The sequence below is a fragment of the Methylocella tundrae genome (assembly GCF_901905185.1).
Classification (GTDB): Bacteria; Pseudomonadota; Alphaproteobacteria; order Rhizobiales; family Beijerinckiaceae; genus Methylocapsa; species Methylocapsa tundrae.
Map to the genome: position 1 here is coordinate 298,323 of NZ_CABFMQ020000001.1, position 16,576 is coordinate 314,898.

The window sequence follows — 16,576 nt, forward strand, 5'->3', positions numbered from 1 at the left end:
TTTTCGGGGGTGATGCTTAGCCTCCCGCCGCGGTTTCGTCCAGCTCAGGAAGCCCCGCATGATGCGCCGCCTCCATCTTGCGCCGCCGCGCGCTCCATGCGCTCGCGCTCTTCGAGGCAGGCCATGTCGCGGCCGATCATCACGCTCGCCATCACCTTGCCATCGAGGAGATAGCGCGCCGTGCAATCCTGCTTCTCGACGTCGCCGTCTATATTGATCGTGTCCCACTCCGCCGCATGGCCGAGATAGAGCGGCGAAAAGTCGAACTGCCTGGTCCAAAAAAACGGAACGTCGGTAAAGGGTCTTCGCGCGCCGAGCATATTCTGCGCGGCGACCTGCCCCTGCCGGACGGCGACATTCCAATGTTCGACGCGAAGCCGCTGGCCGGAGTGCGGATCGGGCCAGGCGGCGATGTCGCCCGCGGCGAAGATATCCGGATCGCTCGTGCGCAAAAACGCATCGACGACGACGCCATGATCGACCCTGAGGCCCGCGGCTTCCGCAAGCCGAAGGCGCGGCGTGACGCCGATGCCGGCCAGCACGAGATCGGCGGCCAGGCGCGCGCCGTCGTCGAGCGTGACGAACGCCCCATCGAAGGCTGCGATCTTGCGTCCAAGATGGAGCCTGACGCCATGTTTTTCATGAACGCCGACGATGGCTTTTGCGATTTCGGCTCCGAAAACGCGCGCCATAGGAGCCGTATCCTGGCTGACGACATCGACTTCAAGGCCCCGATTGCGCAAGCTCGCCGCCGCCTCGAGCCCGATGAAGCTCGACCCCAGCACGACCACGCGCCGCGCCGATTTCGCCGCCGCGACGATCGCGCGGCAATCCGCCAGCGAGCGCAGGAGATGAACCCGCGGCAGCGCCGCCCCCTCGAAATCGGGCCGGCGCGGCTCGGCTCCGGTCGCAAGAAGAAGCTTCCGGTATGGCAATTCTCGGCCATCGGCCAGCGCCGCGACATGCCGATGGGGATCGACGCTGACGACTTCCGAGCGGAGCTCGATTGCGACGCCCCGCCGGTCGAGCGGCTCGGCGCCGAGGTTGATGCGCGGGTTGTCCCATGACCCCTCGAGATAATCCTTGGTCAGCAGGGTGCGCTCATAGGGCGGCGATTCATCCTGCGAAACAAGCGTGATCCCGCCCCCGGCGCCTTCACGGCAAAGCATGTCGGCCGCGGCGAAGCCAGCGCCGCCGCCGCCGATAATGAGGAAGGGCCCTGCGCTCGCCGCGCCGGAGGGCTTCCCCGCTTGCGCCGCCTGCGGCGTCTCCAGCCGCGCCTTGCCGTCTTTGATCTCGACGCCGTAGCGTTTCAATGGCGCAAAAGCGGGCGCCGCGATGGCCTCGCCCGAGCGAAGATCGAAACAGGCCTGATGCCAGGGGCAACGCACCCGGTCGCCAACAAGCAGGCCCTCGGCCAGCGGACCTCCAAGGTGGGTGCAGGTTCCACGAAAAGCCCTGATGTCGTCGCCCCGCCGCAGAATGACGAGCGTCTTGCCGTCGAATTTGCCTCTGACGAGCCGCCCCTCCGGGATCGAGTCGACGGGGACCGGCTCATTGAAGTCAAGGGCATCGTTTTCGCTATCGTTCGCCGCCATTGGACGTCACCGGTAAAGAGTGGGATCGAAGCATTAACGCCACGGCCGCGCGAACGTTGCGCCTTCCTCTCGGGCGCAGCGCAGCATTAAGCGCTTGCACATGGGTGAAGGTCGTGGCTATCTTGGCGGTAGTCAAGAAAGCTCCATACAACGTTCCGCTGCATCGCCAGCTCCCTCTGTCGCCAGCTTCACGCTTCTGGCGGCCGGCGATCGGCTGGCGCCATGATCGAGGGATTGCAATGGGCCTTTCCTACGCCGCCATGGGCCGACTGTCAGCGCCGCGCCGGATCCGCGAAGCCTCTTCCGCCTCGCGCCACGGAGTCTATACGTCGATCGCCGATCTCGTCGCCCTCCATTCGACCGCTCGCGAGTTCAGCTTTCCCCCACGCCACCCTGTGCAGAGCCTGCATTCGGGCGGTCATCCGTCGCATCCGTTCGACGGCCATGCCTCCGAGGATGCGCTCCCGCCGCTGGCGCGAGGCGAAGAGACCGGCGTCATCGAGCGGCGCGCCGGCGCGCGCGCGCGGCAGGCCTTCGGGCCGCCAGGCTTCGAGGAGAAGGTCCGGCCGGCCCTGGTCGTCGTCGACCAGCGTCCCAACATGTTCTTCGGTTCGCGCCGCTCCATGAAATCCGTCGCGGCTGCGGAGGCGGCGGCGCTCTGCGTTTGGGGGATTCTCGATCATGGCGCGCCGATAGGCGGCGTCGTCTTCAATGATGCGCTGATCGAGCGCGTCGAGCCGCGTTGCAGCAGCACAGCCGCCATGCGGCTCATCGAGGCGGTGGCGACGCAGAACGCCGAACTGCGGGCGGATTCGACGCGAGCGCGGGGACCGTCAAAGCTCGACGCCGCGCTCGAAGCGGCCGCGCGCCTTGCGCCCCAGGATCATCTCATCGTGGTGATCAGCGATTTCGAGGGCCAGGGTCCGCGCACCCGCGAATCCCTCATCCGCCTCGCCGCGAAAAACGAGGTTCTCGCGGTTCTCGTCTATGATCCATTCCTGCTGGACCTGCCCAAGACCGGGGCCATCATCGTCAGCCGCGGCGAATTGCAGATCGATCTTGAATTCGGCAGCGGGCGCATCCGAAGGAGCCTGTTCGACTTCGCCGACGCCCGCGCGCAGGACATTCTCGCCTTCGAACGCACAATCGGGGTCCCCGTGCTGCCGCTGTCGGCGGCCGAAGAAACCGCGCCGCAGATGAGACGCTGGGTCGACCAGAGTTTTTGGCGGCAGGTCGGCGGTTAGCCCCCGCCTCACGCTTTCGGAGCGGCCGCGGCCTTCTTGCCAAAGCCGCCCTTGACCTTCTCGCGCAGCGCCTGGAACATCACATAGAGCGCCGGAATCGCGAAAATCCCGATGAAGGATGCGGCGAGCATGCCGCCGAACACCGGCGTCGAAACATTGCGCCGGGCAAGCATCGCCGCGCCCGTGCCAAACACCAGCGGCGTGAGGCCGAGAATGAAGGCGAACGACGTCATCATCACCGGCCGGAACCGCAGCCTCGCCCCCTCCGTCGCCGCCTCGAGCAAAGGCATTCCGTGCTCGCGGCGCTCCTTGGCGAATTCGACGATGAGGATGCCGTTCTTGGCGGCAAGGCCAATCAGCACGATCATGCCGATCTGCGCATAGAGATCGAGCGTCAGATGGGCGACGACGATCGCCGCGAAAGCGCCAACAATGCCGATCGTCACAGACAGCAGCACGGGCACCGGGATCGTCCAGCTTTCATAGAGCCCGACGAGGAAGAGAAAAGCGAACAGCACCGCGAAGCCGAGGATGATCGCGGTCTTGCCTTCGGCGCGCTTCTCCTGGAACGAGATGTCGGTCCATTCGCCGCTATAGCCGCGCGGCAGCGCCTTGGCGGCGACGCTCTCCATGGCGTTCAGCGCCTGACCTGACGAAACGCCCGGCGCCGGAGATCCCTGCACCGTGACGGCGAGGCGGTTGTTGTAGCGGATCAAGGCTTGCGGCCCGATCACGACTTTCGTCTCGACGAGGCTGCGCAGCGCGATCATCTGGCCGTCCTTGCTGCGGACATTGATGCGGTTGATATCCTCGATCGACTTGCGGTCGGCGGCCTCCGCCTGCGCCTGGACCTGCCAGGTCCGGCCGAACAGATTGACGTCATTGATGTAGATTCCGCCAAGCGACGTCTGCAGCGCCTGAAAAATATCGCTGATGTCGACGCCGAGGATCTGCGCCTTGTCGCGATCGATGTCGAGATAGATCGATGGATTGCTGGCCGAGAAGGTGCTGAACACGCGCGACAGCTGCGGGTCCTGATTGGCGGCGACCAGCAGGCCGCGCAGCACCTGCGACAGCGCCTTCGGGTCGCTGCCGCCCAGGGCGCGGAGCACATAGCTGAAGCCGCCGCCAGTGCCAAGCCCGATGATCGGCGGCGGCGCGAGGGGAATGGCGCGCGCGCCTCTGACGGCGGTGAGCTTCTGGCCCAGGCGCGCGATGATCGCCGGGGCGGAATCGGCCTCGCCCTTGCGTTCATCGAAGGGTTTCAGTGAAACGATGACGAAGGCGGCGTTGGGCTGCGAATAATTGTCAACGAAGTTCAGCCCGACGATCGACGAATAGTCGGCGATCGCCTCCTCCTGCTTTAAGATCTCTTCGACCTGCTTGACCGCGTCCTCGGTGCGGCCGATCGAGGCGGCGTCGGGCAATTGAACAACGACGAAAAAGGCGCCCTGATCCTCCTCCGGCAAGAAGCCCGTGGGGGTGATCTTGCTCAGCGCGACGACGCCAAAAATCGCGACGGCGACCATCACCGCGCCAATGACCGAAATGCGCACGAGGCGCGCCACCACGGCGCCATAGGCGTCGCGCACATGATCGATGCCGCGCATGACGGCGCCGATCGGACCGCGTCGAGGTCCATGATGCGGCCGCAGCAAAATCGCGCAAAGCGCGGGCGATAAGGTCAAGGCGTTGATCGCCGAGAGGAACATCGAGACAGCGACGGTGACGGCGAACTGCCGGAACAATTCGCCGCTGATTCCGGGAATGAACGCGACCGGCACGAAGACCGAGAGAAGCACGAGCGTGATGGCGATGATCGGCGCCGTGATCTCCTGCATCGCGGCCTTCGTCGCGTCGGCGGGCGAGAGTTCGGGATGCTGCTCCATCTTGGCTTCGACCGCCTCGACCACGACGATGGCGTCGTCGACGACGATGCCGATCGCCAGCACCAGCGCGAGAAGCGAGACTGTATTGGCCGAATAGCCGACGGCGTTCAGCACGACGAATGTTCCGATCAGGCTGACCGGCACGGCGATTGTCGGGATCAGCGTCGCCCGCAAATTGCCGAGGAATAGAAAGACGACGAGCACAACGAGAATGAACGCCTCGACCAGCGTGTGCTCCACGACCTCGATCGTCGCCGAGACGAAGGTCGTCGGATCGTAAGTGACTTTCCAGGCAAGATCCTCGGGAAAGTTCTTCTGCGCTTCCTCCAGCTTCTGTTTGACGGCCTTCAGCGTCTGCAGGGCGTTAGCGCCCGGCGACTGGTAGATGCCCATGAGGGTCGCTGGCGCGCCGTTGAGGCGCGTCGCGCGGTCGAGGTTCGAGGCGCCGAGTTCGACGCGCGCGACGTCGGAGAGCCGGAGCACCGAGCCGTCGGGGTTCGTGCGGATGATGATCTTGTTGAAATCCTCGATCGACGACAGGCGGCCGAGAGTCTGGATGTTCAGCTGCAATTGCTGATCGTCGGAGATCGGCCGCGCGCCGATGCGGCCGACCGCGGCCTGCACGTTCTGGCTCTTGATGGCTTTGATAAGATCGGCCGAGGTGAGCCCGAGACCCGTCAGCCTGTCCGTCTGGATCCAGATCCTGATGGCGTAGTCCTGGGGCGCAAACAGTTTTGCGTCGCCGACGCCGGCGGTGCTTCTGACGTCATCGACGAGGTTGATGGTCGCGTAATTGGAGATGAAAAGTTCGTCGTGCGTGAGCTTCGGCGAATAGAGGGCGATAACGCCAAGAAGCGCCGAGGATTGCTTTTTGACCGTCACGCCCTGCCGCTGCACGTCCTCCGGCAGTTTCGACAACGCGACCTGCACCCGGTTGTTGACGTTGACGGCGTTGATGTCGGGATTGGTTCCAAGCTCGAAAGAGGCGAGCAGCGAATAGCTGCCGTCATTGCCGCTAACGCTCTTCATGTAGATCGCCTTGTCGACGCCGACGATCTGACTTTCGAGCGGTTGGGCAATTGTGGATTCCACCACGGCGGCCGAGGCGCCGGGATAGGTGGTCGTGACGGAAACCTGCGGCGGCACGATGTCTGGATATTGCGCAATGGGGATGGCGAGCAGCGACACAAGGCCCGCGATGACCGTCACCAGCGCGATAACGATGGCGAGCCGCGGCCGGTCTACGAAAACGGATGAGATCATCGCCTCAGCTCCGGCCGGGGGTCTTGGCCGCGGGCGAAGCGATCACCGCCGCGCCGGGACGCAAGGCCTCCATCCCTTCGACGATGACTTGCTCGCCCCCTGAAAGTCCGGACTCGACGATGGCGTTCGGCCCGCTCTCACCGCCGATCTTCAGGCGCCGGACGGCGGCCTTGCCATCCTCCACGACAAATACATAGACGCCCTGCTGGTCGGCGATGAGCGCCGATTGCGGAACCAGTATTTTCTCCTCAGGCTTGGCGCCCTGCACCGAGACCTTGACCAGCTGGCCGTCGATCAGCCGGCCCTGCGGGTTCGGCACGCTCGCCCGCACCATCACGCTGTCGGTCGCCCGGTCCACCGACACATCGATGAAATTGATCTTGCCGGGGAATTCATAGGTCGATCCGTTGGAGAAGCGCAGAGTGACGACGAGGTTCGTGCTCCCGGCCCGGCGCTCATCGGCCTTCAGCTGGAGGAATTCGCGCTGGCTGACGGGGACTGTCACATACATCGGATCCTGGCTGACGATCGTCGTCAGAATGCCGCTGTCGGGTCCGACGACATTGCCTTTGGTGACGCTGGTGCGGCCGATCATGCCTGAAATCGGAGCCTTGATTTCCGTGTAGCCGAGGTTGATCTGGGCCGTCTGCAGATTGGCCTGCGCAACCAGCGCATCGCCTCGCGCCGTCTGTTCTTCGGCTGTCCTTTGGTCTCGCACGGCGGCCGAGCCAGCCTGCGTCTTGAGAAGGGTCTCGGCGCGCTCGAGCTGGGCGCTAGCGTTCGCCACCTGACCCTGCGCCTTAACCAGCGCGCCTTGGGCCTGCTGCACCGCCGCCTGGAAAGGCTCCGGCTCTATGCGGTAGAGCGGCGCGCCTTCCTTGACTATCGCGCCTTCCTTGAACAGCACCTCCTGCAGATAGCCGGTGATGCGCGCGCGCACGCTGACCCGCTCCACCGCTTCGACGCGGCCGACGAATTCCTGTGCGGGATTGATCGGCTCCTTCGCGGCGAGGACCGTGCCGACGCGCGTCGCAGCCGGGGCTTGCGCCAGCGCCGCACTCGCCGAAAGAGCGGCGGCGGGAACGACAAGGAAAAGCCGGGCAGCAAAGCTCGCGGCGAGGATCGAAAGGCGCATCGCTGTCCTCCAGGATCTGGGCCGTTGCGGCGCGACGGTCGGGGGCCGGCGACGTGATCGACGCTGCGCCGGCCTTGCGCGGTTCTGTGGCGCTGTCGGTTGAATGGGTGCGGACGGAGAAAGCAAAACAGGAATGGAGCTGATCTTTTGATTGGACCGCAGCCTGCTAGCGGCGCCTGCGAATGTCAATCTCGCGTGATCGCGCGCGGCGTCTTTTTGATCACGCGGGATTTTCGCGAACGACAGCCTCAGGCGCGCGGCCAGTGGCCGCTGCGCCCCGCGTCCCGTCGGCAACAACGGATGGCGTTAGCCTGGGCGCATAAGAACCGCTACGCGGAAAATGCCTCGAGCTTGTCGAAATGTTCCGCCAGCAGATAGTAGAAGGTCAGGCGGGATTTATTGTGCTCGTCCTTCATCGCCTCGCAAACGGCTTTGATGGCGCCGTCGAGGTCGCCACCGGTCAGTCCCAGTTTCTTTTTGAGGAAGTTTTCCCGCACCGTGTCGCGCTCGGCCGGATCGGAACAGGCGACAAAACGCGAGTCGGCCTGGCTCAACACCAGCCGATAGGTCTTTTCAAGGCCAGCGAGAGCCGCTTCATTCACCGCCTTTTTGGCGTATTTCGTGACGTCGGCAAGATGATCAGCCATCGCAATGCTTCCCCTGTCTGTTTCTATCTGCTTTCAGCGCTCCAGCTGCTCCACATCGCGCACGGCGCCGCGCGCGGCGCTGGTCGTAAAAGCGGCATAGGCTTTGAGCGCCGTCGAGACCTTTCGCGTGCGGTGCGCCGGTTTCCAGGCGGCTTTGCCCTTTTCCTGCATCGCCGCCCGGCGATGGGCGAGCTCTTCGTCCGATACGGCAAGATGAATGCGCCGGTTCGGGATGTCGATCTCGATCCGGTCGCCATCCTCGACGAGCCCAATGGCGCCGCCCTCCGCCGCTTCCGGCGAGACATGGCCGATCGAAAGTCCCGAAGTGCCGCCGGAAAAACGTCCGTCCGTGATGAGCGCGCAAGCCTTGCCGAGGCCCTTCGACTTCAGATAGCTCGTCGGATAGAGCATCTCCTGCATGCCGGGGCCGCCGCGCGGTCCTTCATAGCGGATGATGACGACGTCGCCGGCCTTGACGCCATTGCCGAGAATCCCCTCGACAGCCGAGTCCTGACTTTCGAAAACCCGCGCCGGTCCGGCGAAGACAAGGTTCAAAGCGTCGACGCCCGCTGTCTTCACGATGGCGCCATCCTCGGCGAGATTGCCGTAGAGAACGGCGAGGCCGCCATCCCTGGAATAGGCGTGTTCGGCGTCGCGGATGACGCCGGCCTTGCGATCGAGATCGGTCTCAGCCCAGCGCGCGCTCTGGCTGAAGGCGGTCTGCGTCGGCACGCCGCCGGGCGCCGCGCGATAAAATTCCGCCACCGTTTCGCTGGAGGTGCGCCGCACGTCCCAGCGCTCCAGCGCGTCCTTAAGGCTCAAAGCGTGAACGACCGGGACATCGGCATGAACGAGGCCGGCCCGCTCCAATTCGCCGAGAATGGCCATGACGCCGCCGGCCCGATGCACGTCTTCGAGATGAACGTCGGGGACGGAAGGGGCGACCTTGCACAGAACCGGCACGCGCCGCGACAGCCGGTCGATGTCCTGCATCGTGAAGTCGATCTGGCCCTCATGCGCGGCGGCGAGCAGATGCAGCACTGTATTGGTGGAGCCGCCCATCGCAATGTCGAGCGTCATGGCGTTCTCGAAGGCTTCAAAGCTCGCGATCGACCGCGGCAGGACGGTCACGTCATCCTGTTCATAATAGCGCCGCGCCAGATCGACGATAAGATGGCCAGCCTCGACGAAAAGCCGCCGGCGGTCCGCGTGCGTCGCCAGCACCGAGCCATTGCCCGGCAGCGAGAGGCCGAGCGCCTCGGTCAGGCAATTCATCGAATTGGCGGTGAACATGCCGGAGCACGAGCCGCAGGTCGGGCAGGCGGAGCGCTCTATGGCGGCGACATCCTCGGCGGAGACTTTGTCGTCCGCGGCGGCGACCATGGCGTCGATGAGGTCGAGCGCTTTCGTTTTGCCGCCGAGCAGGACCTTTCCCGCCTCCATGGGGCCGCCCGAGACGAAAACCACGGGAATGTTGAGGCGCAGCGAGGCCATCAGCATGCCGGGGGTGATCTTGTCGCAGTTGGAAATGCACACCATCGCGTCGGCGCAATGGGCGTTGACCATATATTCGACCGAATCCGCGATGATTTCCCGCGACGGCAGACTATAGAGCATCCCGTCATGGCCCATCGCGATGCCATCATCGACTGCGATCGTGTTGAATTCCTTGGCGACGCCGCCCGCCGCCTCGATCTCGCGCGCGACCAGCTGGCCGAGGTCCTTCAGATGGACATGACCCGGCACGAATTGCGTGAAGGAATTGACGACGGCGATGATCGGCTTGCCGAAATCGCTGTCCTTCATTCCCGTCGCGCGCCAGAGTCCCCGAGCGCCGGCCATGTTGCGTCCATGCGTTGTCGTGCGAGAGCGATATGGGGGCATTGGTTTGGTCCAGGCGTTTGAAATTCTGCGAACCCGCAGCTTATAGGGAAATCGATCCGGCGCGTCACCTTTTTAGGACGATTATCCCGTACTTGACTTTCTAAAACGGCTACGATATGGCTGGTTGCGACAGGCCGGCGCTCTAATAGCTTTCTGTGTATGCCTCTGGGCCTTCGGGAACGATCATGAATCCAGAGCCGGATTCATTGAGGGAAACGAAACGATAACAAAACTTCGCCCCGTGCTTTTTGTTAATGAAGTCCCTGTAAAGGATTATTCCGTAAACCCAGAAAAACGTGTTTGGCCTGATCGATTCATCCGTGAATACAGACAAACTATTGTTGTCTCTTGCGACCAAATCCCTGACGCCATCTTTGGGGATAATCGTTCCTGGGCCAACATCAATAATTGCGTTGTATTGTGGGGTGCTTGGCAACGGCTCATGCGAAATGTCGGCGGATTGATGAGTAACGAGCGCGGGAGTTCTCCCGTAGTTGGTTACAGAGATGACAACAGACCAGAGACTGTCATTCACCCTGTTAACTTTGACGCTAGAGAAGAGCCTCGGCAGTTCGATACCTATGGCCGCTTGCGCGGACAAGTCGGCGGCCTCCGCGGTTATCCGGGCAGTTTTATCTCCCCGGATCAAAAAACGAATCTGGATTGCGGAGACAATAACCAGCGCAAGGGTGAAACACGACAAGACAAATGTGAAGAACGCAACCGGATCGTCAAACGTCCGATCCCAAATTATAGCCAACCTCTCCCCGTCGGATTTGGGTGGGCCGTGCTGTGTTTTAGTATAATTGGGGCCGTTATCTTGGCGGGAATTATTTTCGGATTGCTGTGGGTTGGTGAACGACTTTGGTGGTTCGTCGAGTGCAAAACACGCGGACGAGATTATAAGTGACAAAAATAGAAGCGCTTTTTTAAATAGTGCTAGCATTCCCCGATCGCCTCTCCGAAGATGTCAGGGTTGTGGCGGTTGTTATAGCGGAACTGAAACTCGGCAACATAGAGATGCATGTATTTACGGCTGACCTTGTAGAAGCTGCCGACAATGCCGCGCTTGAAAATCGACCAGAAGCCTTCGATTTTTTGGGTATGTATAGAGCCTATAACGTATTGGCCCCTAGAGTGATCGACAATACCATGCGGGTACTCTTTGCCAAGCTTCCTGTAACCGGCCCATTGGTCGGTGCAGAGCAGGCTGACTTTGTTGGAAACGGCTTCGTTCACGAAGGCTTCGAGCGTAGCGGCGGTAACATTGGAGACAACGCGGGCGATGACATTGCCCTTGCGCTTGACCGCGCCGACGATTGGCGTCTTGCCAGAGCCGATTCCACCCGTCCCGCCGCCCTTGCCGCGCTTGTCGATATGCTTGTTTTTCGCGAGACCGCCAACGAAGGTTTCATCAACCTCGACAATTCCACCCAGTTTTATAACGTCTTCGATCAGCGCAGTCCTGACCTTGTGGCACATTTCCCACGCGGTTTTGTAGGAACCGAAGCCCATGTAGCGCATGATCTGAAGCGCGCTCATCCCTTTCTTGCTGGTCAGCATCAGGTGAATGACGCGAAACCACTCGCGGAGAGGCTTGTTGGTGTTCTCGAAGATTGTTCCCGCGAGGTGAGAAAACCGATAGCTGGTCTCTGGCGCGCATTGGTAGCACTGCCAGCTCCAAGGGCGGCTAGGGTTCTTATGGGGGTTCTCAGCGCCGCAGCGCGGGCAACGAACGCCGTCAGGCCAGCGGCGCGCAACGAGATAGGCGCAGCAAGCGTCTTCGTTCGGAAACATTTTCTCGAACTCGGCAACGCTCATTTGGTGGACTGGCTTGGGCATAGGGCAGTTCCTTCCGTCTATAAAAAAGCATGCATTGTCCTAGAACAAAGTCAAGTCAGGGATAATCGCCCTTTTTAGCGCGTGTTCCCTGCGGATCCCTTGACGGTTTCCGCAGGCGGCGCGGATTGCCCGATGATGGCGAGCAGAGCCTTCGCCGCGCGGCTCTGGCGCCGCTCGCGATGGCTCAATGCGTAAAATGCGCGGTCGGGCAGATCAAGCGGCGCCTGACGCAGCAAGCCGGCTTCGAGACTGGGCGCGGCGACCGACGCTGAGAGCGCGGTCGCGCCAAGGCCCGCCTCGACCACCGCCCGGACGGCCTCGTTGGAGGGCATTTCCATGACGACGCGAAGCGCGCGCGCATCAACGCCAAGCTGCATCAGCGCCGCCTCGAAGACGGATCGCGTGCCGGAACCCTTTTCGCGCAACACCCAGTCGCCGCGGATCAGTTCGGATGCGTCGAGCCCGGACCGTTCGGCCCACGGATGCTCCGGGCCGACGACCAGGGCCAGTTGATCGCGCGCGACGGGCGCCGCGGCGAGATGCTCGTTCTCGATGGCGCCCTCGATAAATCCGATTTCAACCGCGCCCTGCTCGACGGCGGCGGCGACCTGCGCCGTATTGCCGATCGTAAGCTTGATCTCCATCAGCGGATAGGCGCCGTGAAAAGCGACGAGGTGGCGGGGCAGCCAATAGCTGGCGATGGTCTGGCTCGCCTGTACGGTGAGCGCGCCACGCCGCAAGCCGTTGATTTCACGTAAGGTGCGTTCCGCGGACTCGGCTTGCGCCAGCACCGAACGCGCCTCGTCAAGGAAAATCCGGCCGGCCTCAGTCAGCTCGATCCGGCGCCCGACGCGATTGAAGAGTTTGGCGTCGTGGCGCGCCTCGAGCGCGGCGATGGCGCTGGAAGCCGCCGACTGCGCCAGATTGAGATCGCGCGCCGCTTGCGTCATGTGCTGGCGCTCCGCGACGGCGACGAAAATGCGAAGTTGTTCCAGTGTCATGGCGATCCTCGATTGCAAGAACAATCACAAATATAGATTATAACGATATAATCAATATGTTATCATGATTGATCGCTCCGCGCTAACTATCGCGCCACACACTGACGTGGAGCCGGATCATGACGCAAATCGATATTTTGAAGTTCCCGAACGCGGTCGCGGCGCGATCGCTCCCCTCGGGACGAAGCCGAAAATTGCAACGCTTCCGCCTGCGGGAAATCGTGCGGCAGTTCACGCCCAACTGGTTCGCCGCCACCATGGGCTCCGGCGTGCTGGCGCTGGCGCTTAATCAGTTTCCGTTCGCCATTCCGGGGCTTCATGAGACCGCGAGGGCGCTGTGGATGTTCAACATCGCCCTTTTCGTTTTGTTCAGCCTTCTCTACACGGCGCGGTGGGTTTTCTTCTTCGATGGCGCGCGGCGCATCTTCGGGCATCCGGTCGCCTCGATGTTCTTTGGCGCAATTCCGATGGGACTTGCGACGATCGTCAATGGCTTTCTCGTGTTCGGCGTTCCGCTCTGGGGCGAGAGGGCGGTCGCCATCGCCGGGGCGCTGTGGCGGGCGGATGTCGCCCTGTCGCTCGCCTGCGGCGTCCTCATTCCGTTCCTGATGTTCACGCGGCAGGATCACAGCATCGCGAAGATGACGGCGGTCTGGCTCTTGCCCGTGGTCGCGGCCGAGGTCGCCGCCGCGAGCGGCGCTTTGCTGGCGCCCCATCTCGCGCCGTCCGAGGCCTTCGGCGTCGTTATTGCGAGCTATGCGCTCTGGGCTTTTTCCGTGCCGCTGGCGATGAGCCTTCTCGTGATTTTGCTGCTGCGGCTTGCCTTGCACAAATTGCCGGAGCGGGAGATGGCGGCGTCCGGCTGGCTGGCGCTGGGGCCGATCGGCACCGGCGCTCTCGGCCTCCTGCTGCTCGGCGCTGACGCGCCGCATATTTTCGCAGCCGCCGGCCTTTCCGGCGTCGGAGAGGTCGCCTTCGGGGTCGGCGTTCTCGGCGGCGTTATGCTGTGGGGCTATGGCGCCTGGTGGCTCATGCTCGCGCTTTTGAAGACGGCTTCGTATCTCCTCCGCGGCATGCCGTTCAACATGGGTTGGTGGGGCTTTACGTTTCCGCTCGGCGTCTATGCGCTGGCGACGCTCGCCCTGGCGAATGTCACGCATCTGGCCATCTTCTCCGCGATCGGCGGCGGCTTGACCTTTGGCCTCGCCGCGCTCTGGGTGATCGTCGCGGCGCGGACGGCGCATGGGGCCTGGCGCGGCTTTCTCTTCGTCTGCCCGTGTCTTACGGTGGCCGAAACGGCTGGCGAGATCGAAGCGGAGGAAGCGGCGAAGGCGCTTCTATAAGACGGATGCTTCTCGTTTCATCCGTCTTTCGCCTTGCGCAGGAGATAGGCGTCCATCACCCAGCCGTTCTCGCGTTTCAATCGCACGCGCAGGGCCTTGATCTCGTCCTTCACGTCGGCGAGTTTGCCGGACGCCAGCAGCTCTTCAGGCGCGCCTATATTGGCGCCCCAATAGATCTCCATGTCCTCGTCATTGATGGACGCGAACGTCTGGTCGCCGTCGAGCAGCACGACGACGCTATCCGCGTCGGACGGAAATTTCTCCGCCAGTTTGCGGCCTGTGGTGACGAGGACGGATTCGCCGATGCGGTTCAAGGAGATCTTGTGCTTTGCCGCCAGCGCCTGGATGCTGCTGATGCCGGGGATGATCTCGTAATCGAAAGCGATTGCCCCGCTCGCCAGAAGGTTCTCGACGATGCGCAAGGTGCTGTCATAGAGCGCCGGATCGCCCCAGACGAGGAAGGCGCCGCATTGGTCTTCGCCGAGCTCCTCAGCGAACATGCGTTTATAGCTTTGTTCGATCGCCGCATGCCAGTCCGCGACATTGGCTTTATAGTCGGTAAAATCCTTCGCGCGCTCCGGCGTTCGAAACGTCACGAAGCGAGGCGCCTTCGCCTTGATATAACGCTCGCAGATGGCGAGGCGCTGGTTTCTGAGGCCGGCTTTTTCATCGCCCTTGTCGGGAATGAAGAAGACGTCGGCGCGGTTCAGCGCATTGATCGCCTGAACAGTCATGTAGTCCGGGTCGCCCGCGCCAATTCCGATGATCAGAATTTTCCGCAACCGCTCTCTCCTTGTCGCGCCTTCCCGTGATGCGCCTTTCGCCGAAGAATACCAGCGCCGGCTGCGGCGCAAGTTTTGTTTCGCCGGGTGACGGCGCGACCGGCTCAAGCTTGATGTCATGCGCGCCGGGATAGTATTATGGCGATAGGCGCGCCAGACAATGCGCTGGGCGGGCGATGAGCCGCTGCCAGATGGGAGGAGAAGCCGATGTCCCTTTTTATCCTCGCAGCGGCCGCGATCGTCGCCGCGAGGCTCGCGTGAGCTCCCGTTTCGACGCGATCATCATTGGCGCTGGCCAGGCCGGGCCGCCGCTCGCCGGGCGTCTCACAAAGGCGGGACTGAAAGTCGCGCTTGTCGAGCGTAAGTTTTTCGGCGGCACCTGCGTCAATACCGGCTGCATCCCCACAAAAACCCTCGTCGCCAGCGCCTATGCTGCGCATATGGCGCGGCGGGCGGCCGATTTCGGCGTCATGATCGGCGGCGGCGTCGGCGTCGACATGAAGGCGGTGAAGGCGCGCGCCGACGCCATTTCCGGCAAGGCCCGCGCTGGCGTCGAATCCTGGCTGAGAGGCATGGCGAATTGCGTAGTCTACCAGGGCCACGCTCGCTTTGAGTCGACGCGGGAGGTCCGGGTCGGCGACGACCTTTTGGAAGCCGACCGCATCTTCATCAATGTCGGCGCCCGCGCGATCATTCCGCACATGCCGGGGATCGACCGGATCAATTATTTGACCAATTCCTCCGTCTTGCAGCTCGACGCTTTGCCGAGGCGTCTCTGCATCATCGGCGGAAGCTATATCGGGCTCGAATTCGCGCAAATGTACCGCCGCTTCGGCGCTGACGTGACTGTTGTCGAGATGCGGCCGCGTCTCATCGGGCGCGAGGATGAGGATGTATCGGCGGCCGTCAAGGACATGCTCGAAAAGGAGGGCGTCGAGATCCGGCTCGACGCGGAATGCGTCAGTTTCAGATCCGAAGGCGATGTCATCGGCGTCGGCGTCAACTGCCGATCGGGCGAGCCGGAAATCTCCTGCTCGCATGTTTTGCTGGCGGTGGGCCGGCGCCCCAACACTGACGACCTCGGGCTTGACAGAGCGGGCGTTGAAATCGATGAGCGCGGCCACATTGTCGTCGATGATCAGCTGCGCACCACTGTTCCGGGCGTTTGGGCGCTCGGAGAGTGCAATGGCAAGGGGGCCTTTACCCACACCGCCTATCATGATTTCGAGATCGCCGCGGCGAATATTCTCGATGGAGATCCGCGCCGGATCAGCGACCGCATCGAGGCCTATGCGCTCTATGTCGATCCCCCTTTGGCGCGGATCGGCCTCACGGAACTCGCGGCGCGCGCCTCAGGCAGGCGCGTGCTCGTCGGAGAGCGCCCCATGACGCGGGTTGGACGCGCTGTCGAGAAGGCCGAGACGACGGGCTTCATGAGAATACTCGTCGACGCCGACAGCAGGGAAATTCTCGGTGCGACGATACTCGGGACCAGCGGAGACGAGGCGATCCACTGTATTCTTGATGTGATGTACGCCAAGGCGCCCTATACGGTTCTGCAGCGCGCCGTGCATATTCATCCAACGGTCTCGGAACTTCTTCCAACGCTGCTTGGAGAGCTTAAGCCCCTGGTTTGAGGCCCGGCGGTTCAGGCCGCCGGAAACAGATCCACCACATTGGAGATCACAACGGAGGCGGGCCGGGCGTGGCGGGAGGAGGCCGCCGCGCAGCCGCCCTCATGGGCCTGCGCGTGAGAATGCTCGGCAAGCGTATCGTTGATGATTTTTCGCACCGTCGCAAAGCATCGTCCGCAATTGGGGCTGCAGCCCAAACATTTGTAAACGGCGCCCGGCGTCCGGGGGCAAACATGGCCGTTCGACGGATCCAGGGCGGACCTGATATTGGAATCGCTCAAAACATTGCACGAGCATACGATCATTGGGAATGC

At 62.7% G+C, this 16,576-nt stretch carries 13 protein-coding genes; 3 read left to right on the forward strand and 10 right to left on the reverse strand.

Features of this window, described 5'->3' with window-relative positions:
- Nucleotides 1–44 precede the first annotated feature (44 nt).
- Nucleotides 45–1,598: an FAD-dependent oxidoreductase gene (locus tag MPC4_RS01250; protein WP_174510921.1), complete on the reverse strand. Its 1,554-nt coding sequence runs from the start codon at nucleotides 1,596–1,598 to the stop codon at nucleotides 45–47.
- A 239-nt stretch (nucleotides 1,599–1,837) separates the two neighbouring features.
- On the opposite strand from MPC4_RS01250, the gene MPC4_RS01255 reads away from it, so the two are divergent.
- Nucleotides 1,838–2,842, forward strand: coding sequence for a DUF58 domain-containing protein (locus tag MPC4_RS01255; protein WP_174510922.1), 1,005 nt, complete (start codon nucleotides 1,838–1,840; stop codon nucleotides 2,840–2,842).
- Nucleotides 2,843–2,850: 8 nt separating this feature from the next.
- Here the strand turns inward: MPC4_RS01255 and MPC4_RS01260 are convergent, their stop codons facing one another.
- The 7 genes from MPC4_RS01260 to MPC4_RS01290 all read right to left on the reverse strand — a co-directional run bounded on the left by MPC4_RS01260 (nucleotide 2,851) and on the right by MPC4_RS01290 (nucleotide 12,503).
- A complete protein-coding gene (locus tag MPC4_RS01260) occupies nucleotides 2,851–5,994 on the reverse strand; it encodes an efflux RND transporter permease subunit (protein WP_174510923.1) in 3,144 nt (1,047 codons plus the stop codon).
- A gap of 4 nt (nucleotides 5,995–5,998) precedes the next feature.
- Nucleotides 5,999–7,129, reverse strand: a complete 1,131-nt coding sequence (locus MPC4_RS01265; protein ID WP_174510924.1) for an efflux RND transporter periplasmic adaptor subunit — start codon at nucleotides 7,127–7,129, stop codon at nucleotides 5,999–6,001.
- Between the two features lie 329 nt (nucleotides 7,130–7,458).
- Nucleotides 7,459–7,776 (reverse strand): DUF2853 family protein, encoded by a 318-nt coding sequence (locus tag MPC4_RS01270; protein ID WP_174510925.1) that lies wholly within the window; start codon nucleotides 7,774–7,776, stop codon nucleotides 7,459–7,461.
- Nucleotides 7,777–7,809: 33 nt separating this feature from the next.
- Complete coding sequence (gene ilvD / locus MPC4_RS01275; protein ID WP_174510926.1) at nucleotides 7,810–9,660, reverse strand: dihydroxy-acid dehydratase; 1,851 nt, start codon at nucleotides 9,658–9,660, stop codon at nucleotides 7,810–7,812.
- A gap of 142 nt (nucleotides 9,661–9,802) precedes the next feature.
- Complete coding sequence (locus MPC4_RS01280) at nucleotides 9,803–10,606, reverse strand: hypothetical protein (protein ID WP_174510927.1); 804 nt, start codon at nucleotides 10,604–10,606, stop codon at nucleotides 9,803–9,805.
- Nucleotides 10,600–11,502, reverse strand: coding sequence for an IS1595 family transposase (locus tag MPC4_RS01285; protein ID WP_174510928.1), 903 nt, complete (start codon nucleotides 11,500–11,502; stop codon nucleotides 10,600–10,602). The genes MPC4_RS01280 and MPC4_RS01285 overlap by 7 nt, the downstream gene beginning before the upstream one ends.
- A 74-nt stretch (nucleotides 11,503–11,576) precedes the next feature.
- Nucleotides 11,577–12,503, reverse strand: coding sequence for a LysR substrate-binding domain-containing protein (locus MPC4_RS01290; protein ID WP_174510929.1), 927 nt, complete (start codon nucleotides 12,501–12,503; stop codon nucleotides 11,577–11,579).
- Nucleotides 12,504–12,622: 119 nt separating this feature from the next.
- Between MPC4_RS01290 and MPC4_RS01295 the strand changes: the two genes are divergently transcribed.
- The gene (locus MPC4_RS01295) at nucleotides 12,623–13,846 is read left to right on the forward strand and encodes a TDT family transporter (protein WP_174510930.1); all 1,224 of its coding nucleotides are present in this window, start codon (nucleotides 12,623–12,625) and stop codon (nucleotides 13,844–13,846) included.
- Nucleotides 13,847–13,863: 17 nt separating this feature from the next.
- Here MPC4_RS01295 and cobF read toward each other — a convergent pair whose 3' ends face one another.
- On the reverse strand, nucleotides 13,864–14,628 hold the full coding sequence (gene cobF / locus MPC4_RS01300; RefSeq protein WP_174510931.1) for a precorrin-6A synthase (deacetylating): 765 nt from the start codon (nucleotides 14,626–14,628) through the stop codon (nucleotides 13,864–13,866).
- Nucleotides 14,629–14,885: 257 nt separating this feature from the next.
- On the opposite strand from cobF, the gene MPC4_RS01305 reads away from it, so the two are divergent.
- Nucleotides 14,886–16,265: an FAD-containing oxidoreductase gene (locus MPC4_RS01305; protein ID WP_174510932.1), complete on the forward strand. Its 1,380-nt coding sequence runs from the start codon at nucleotides 14,886–14,888 to the stop codon at nucleotides 16,263–16,265.
- Between the two features lie 11 nt (nucleotides 16,266–16,276).
- Here MPC4_RS01305 and MPC4_RS21560 read toward each other — a convergent pair whose 3' ends face one another.
- Nucleotides 16,277–16,420, reverse strand: a complete 144-nt coding sequence (locus tag MPC4_RS21560; protein WP_342343600.1) for a hypothetical protein — start codon at nucleotides 16,418–16,420, stop codon at nucleotides 16,277–16,279.
- Nucleotides 16,421–16,576 lie beyond the last annotated feature (156 nt).

What these genes read in the sequence shown, in the direction of transcription:
- MPC4_RS01255 (WP_174510922.1), top strand. Translation starts at nt 1,838, where the DNA reads ATGGGCCTTTCCTACGCCGCCATGGGCCGACTGTCAGCGCCGCGCCGG.
- MPC4_RS01250 (WP_174510921.1), bottom strand. Translation starts at nt 1,598, where the DNA reads ATGGCGGCGAACGATAGCGAAAACGATGCCCTTGACTTCAATGAGCCG.
- MPC4_RS01260 (WP_174510923.1), bottom strand. Translation starts at nt 5,994, where the DNA reads ATGATCTCATCCGTTTTCGTAGACCGGCCGCGGCTCGCCATCGTTATC.
- MPC4_RS01295 (WP_174510930.1), top strand. Translation starts at nt 12,623, where the DNA reads ATGACGCAAATCGATATTTTGAAGTTCCCGAACGCGGTCGCGGCGCGA.
- ilvD (WP_174510926.1), bottom strand. Translation starts at nt 9,660, where the DNA reads ATGCCCCCATATCGCTCTCGCACGACAACGCATGGACGCAACATGGCC.
- MPC4_RS01280 (WP_174510927.1), bottom strand. Translation starts at nt 10,606, where the DNA reads ATGCTAGCACTATTTAAAAAAGCGCTTCTATTTTTGTCACTTATAATC.
- MPC4_RS01290 (WP_174510929.1), bottom strand. Translation starts at nt 12,503, where the DNA reads ATGACACTGGAACAACTTCGCATTTTCGTCGCCGTCGCGGAGCGCCAG.
- MPC4_RS01285 (WP_174510928.1), bottom strand. Translation starts at nt 11,502, where the DNA reads ATGCCCAAGCCAGTCCACCAAATGAGCGTTGCCGAGTTCGAGAAAATG.
- MPC4_RS01265 (WP_174510924.1), bottom strand. Translation starts at nt 7,129, where the DNA reads ATGCGCCTTTCGATCCTCGCCGCGAGCTTTGCTGCCCGGCTTTTCCTT.
- MPC4_RS01270 (WP_174510925.1), bottom strand. Translation starts at nt 7,776, where the DNA reads ATGGCTGATCATCTTGCCGACGTCACGAAATACGCCAAAAAGGCGGTG.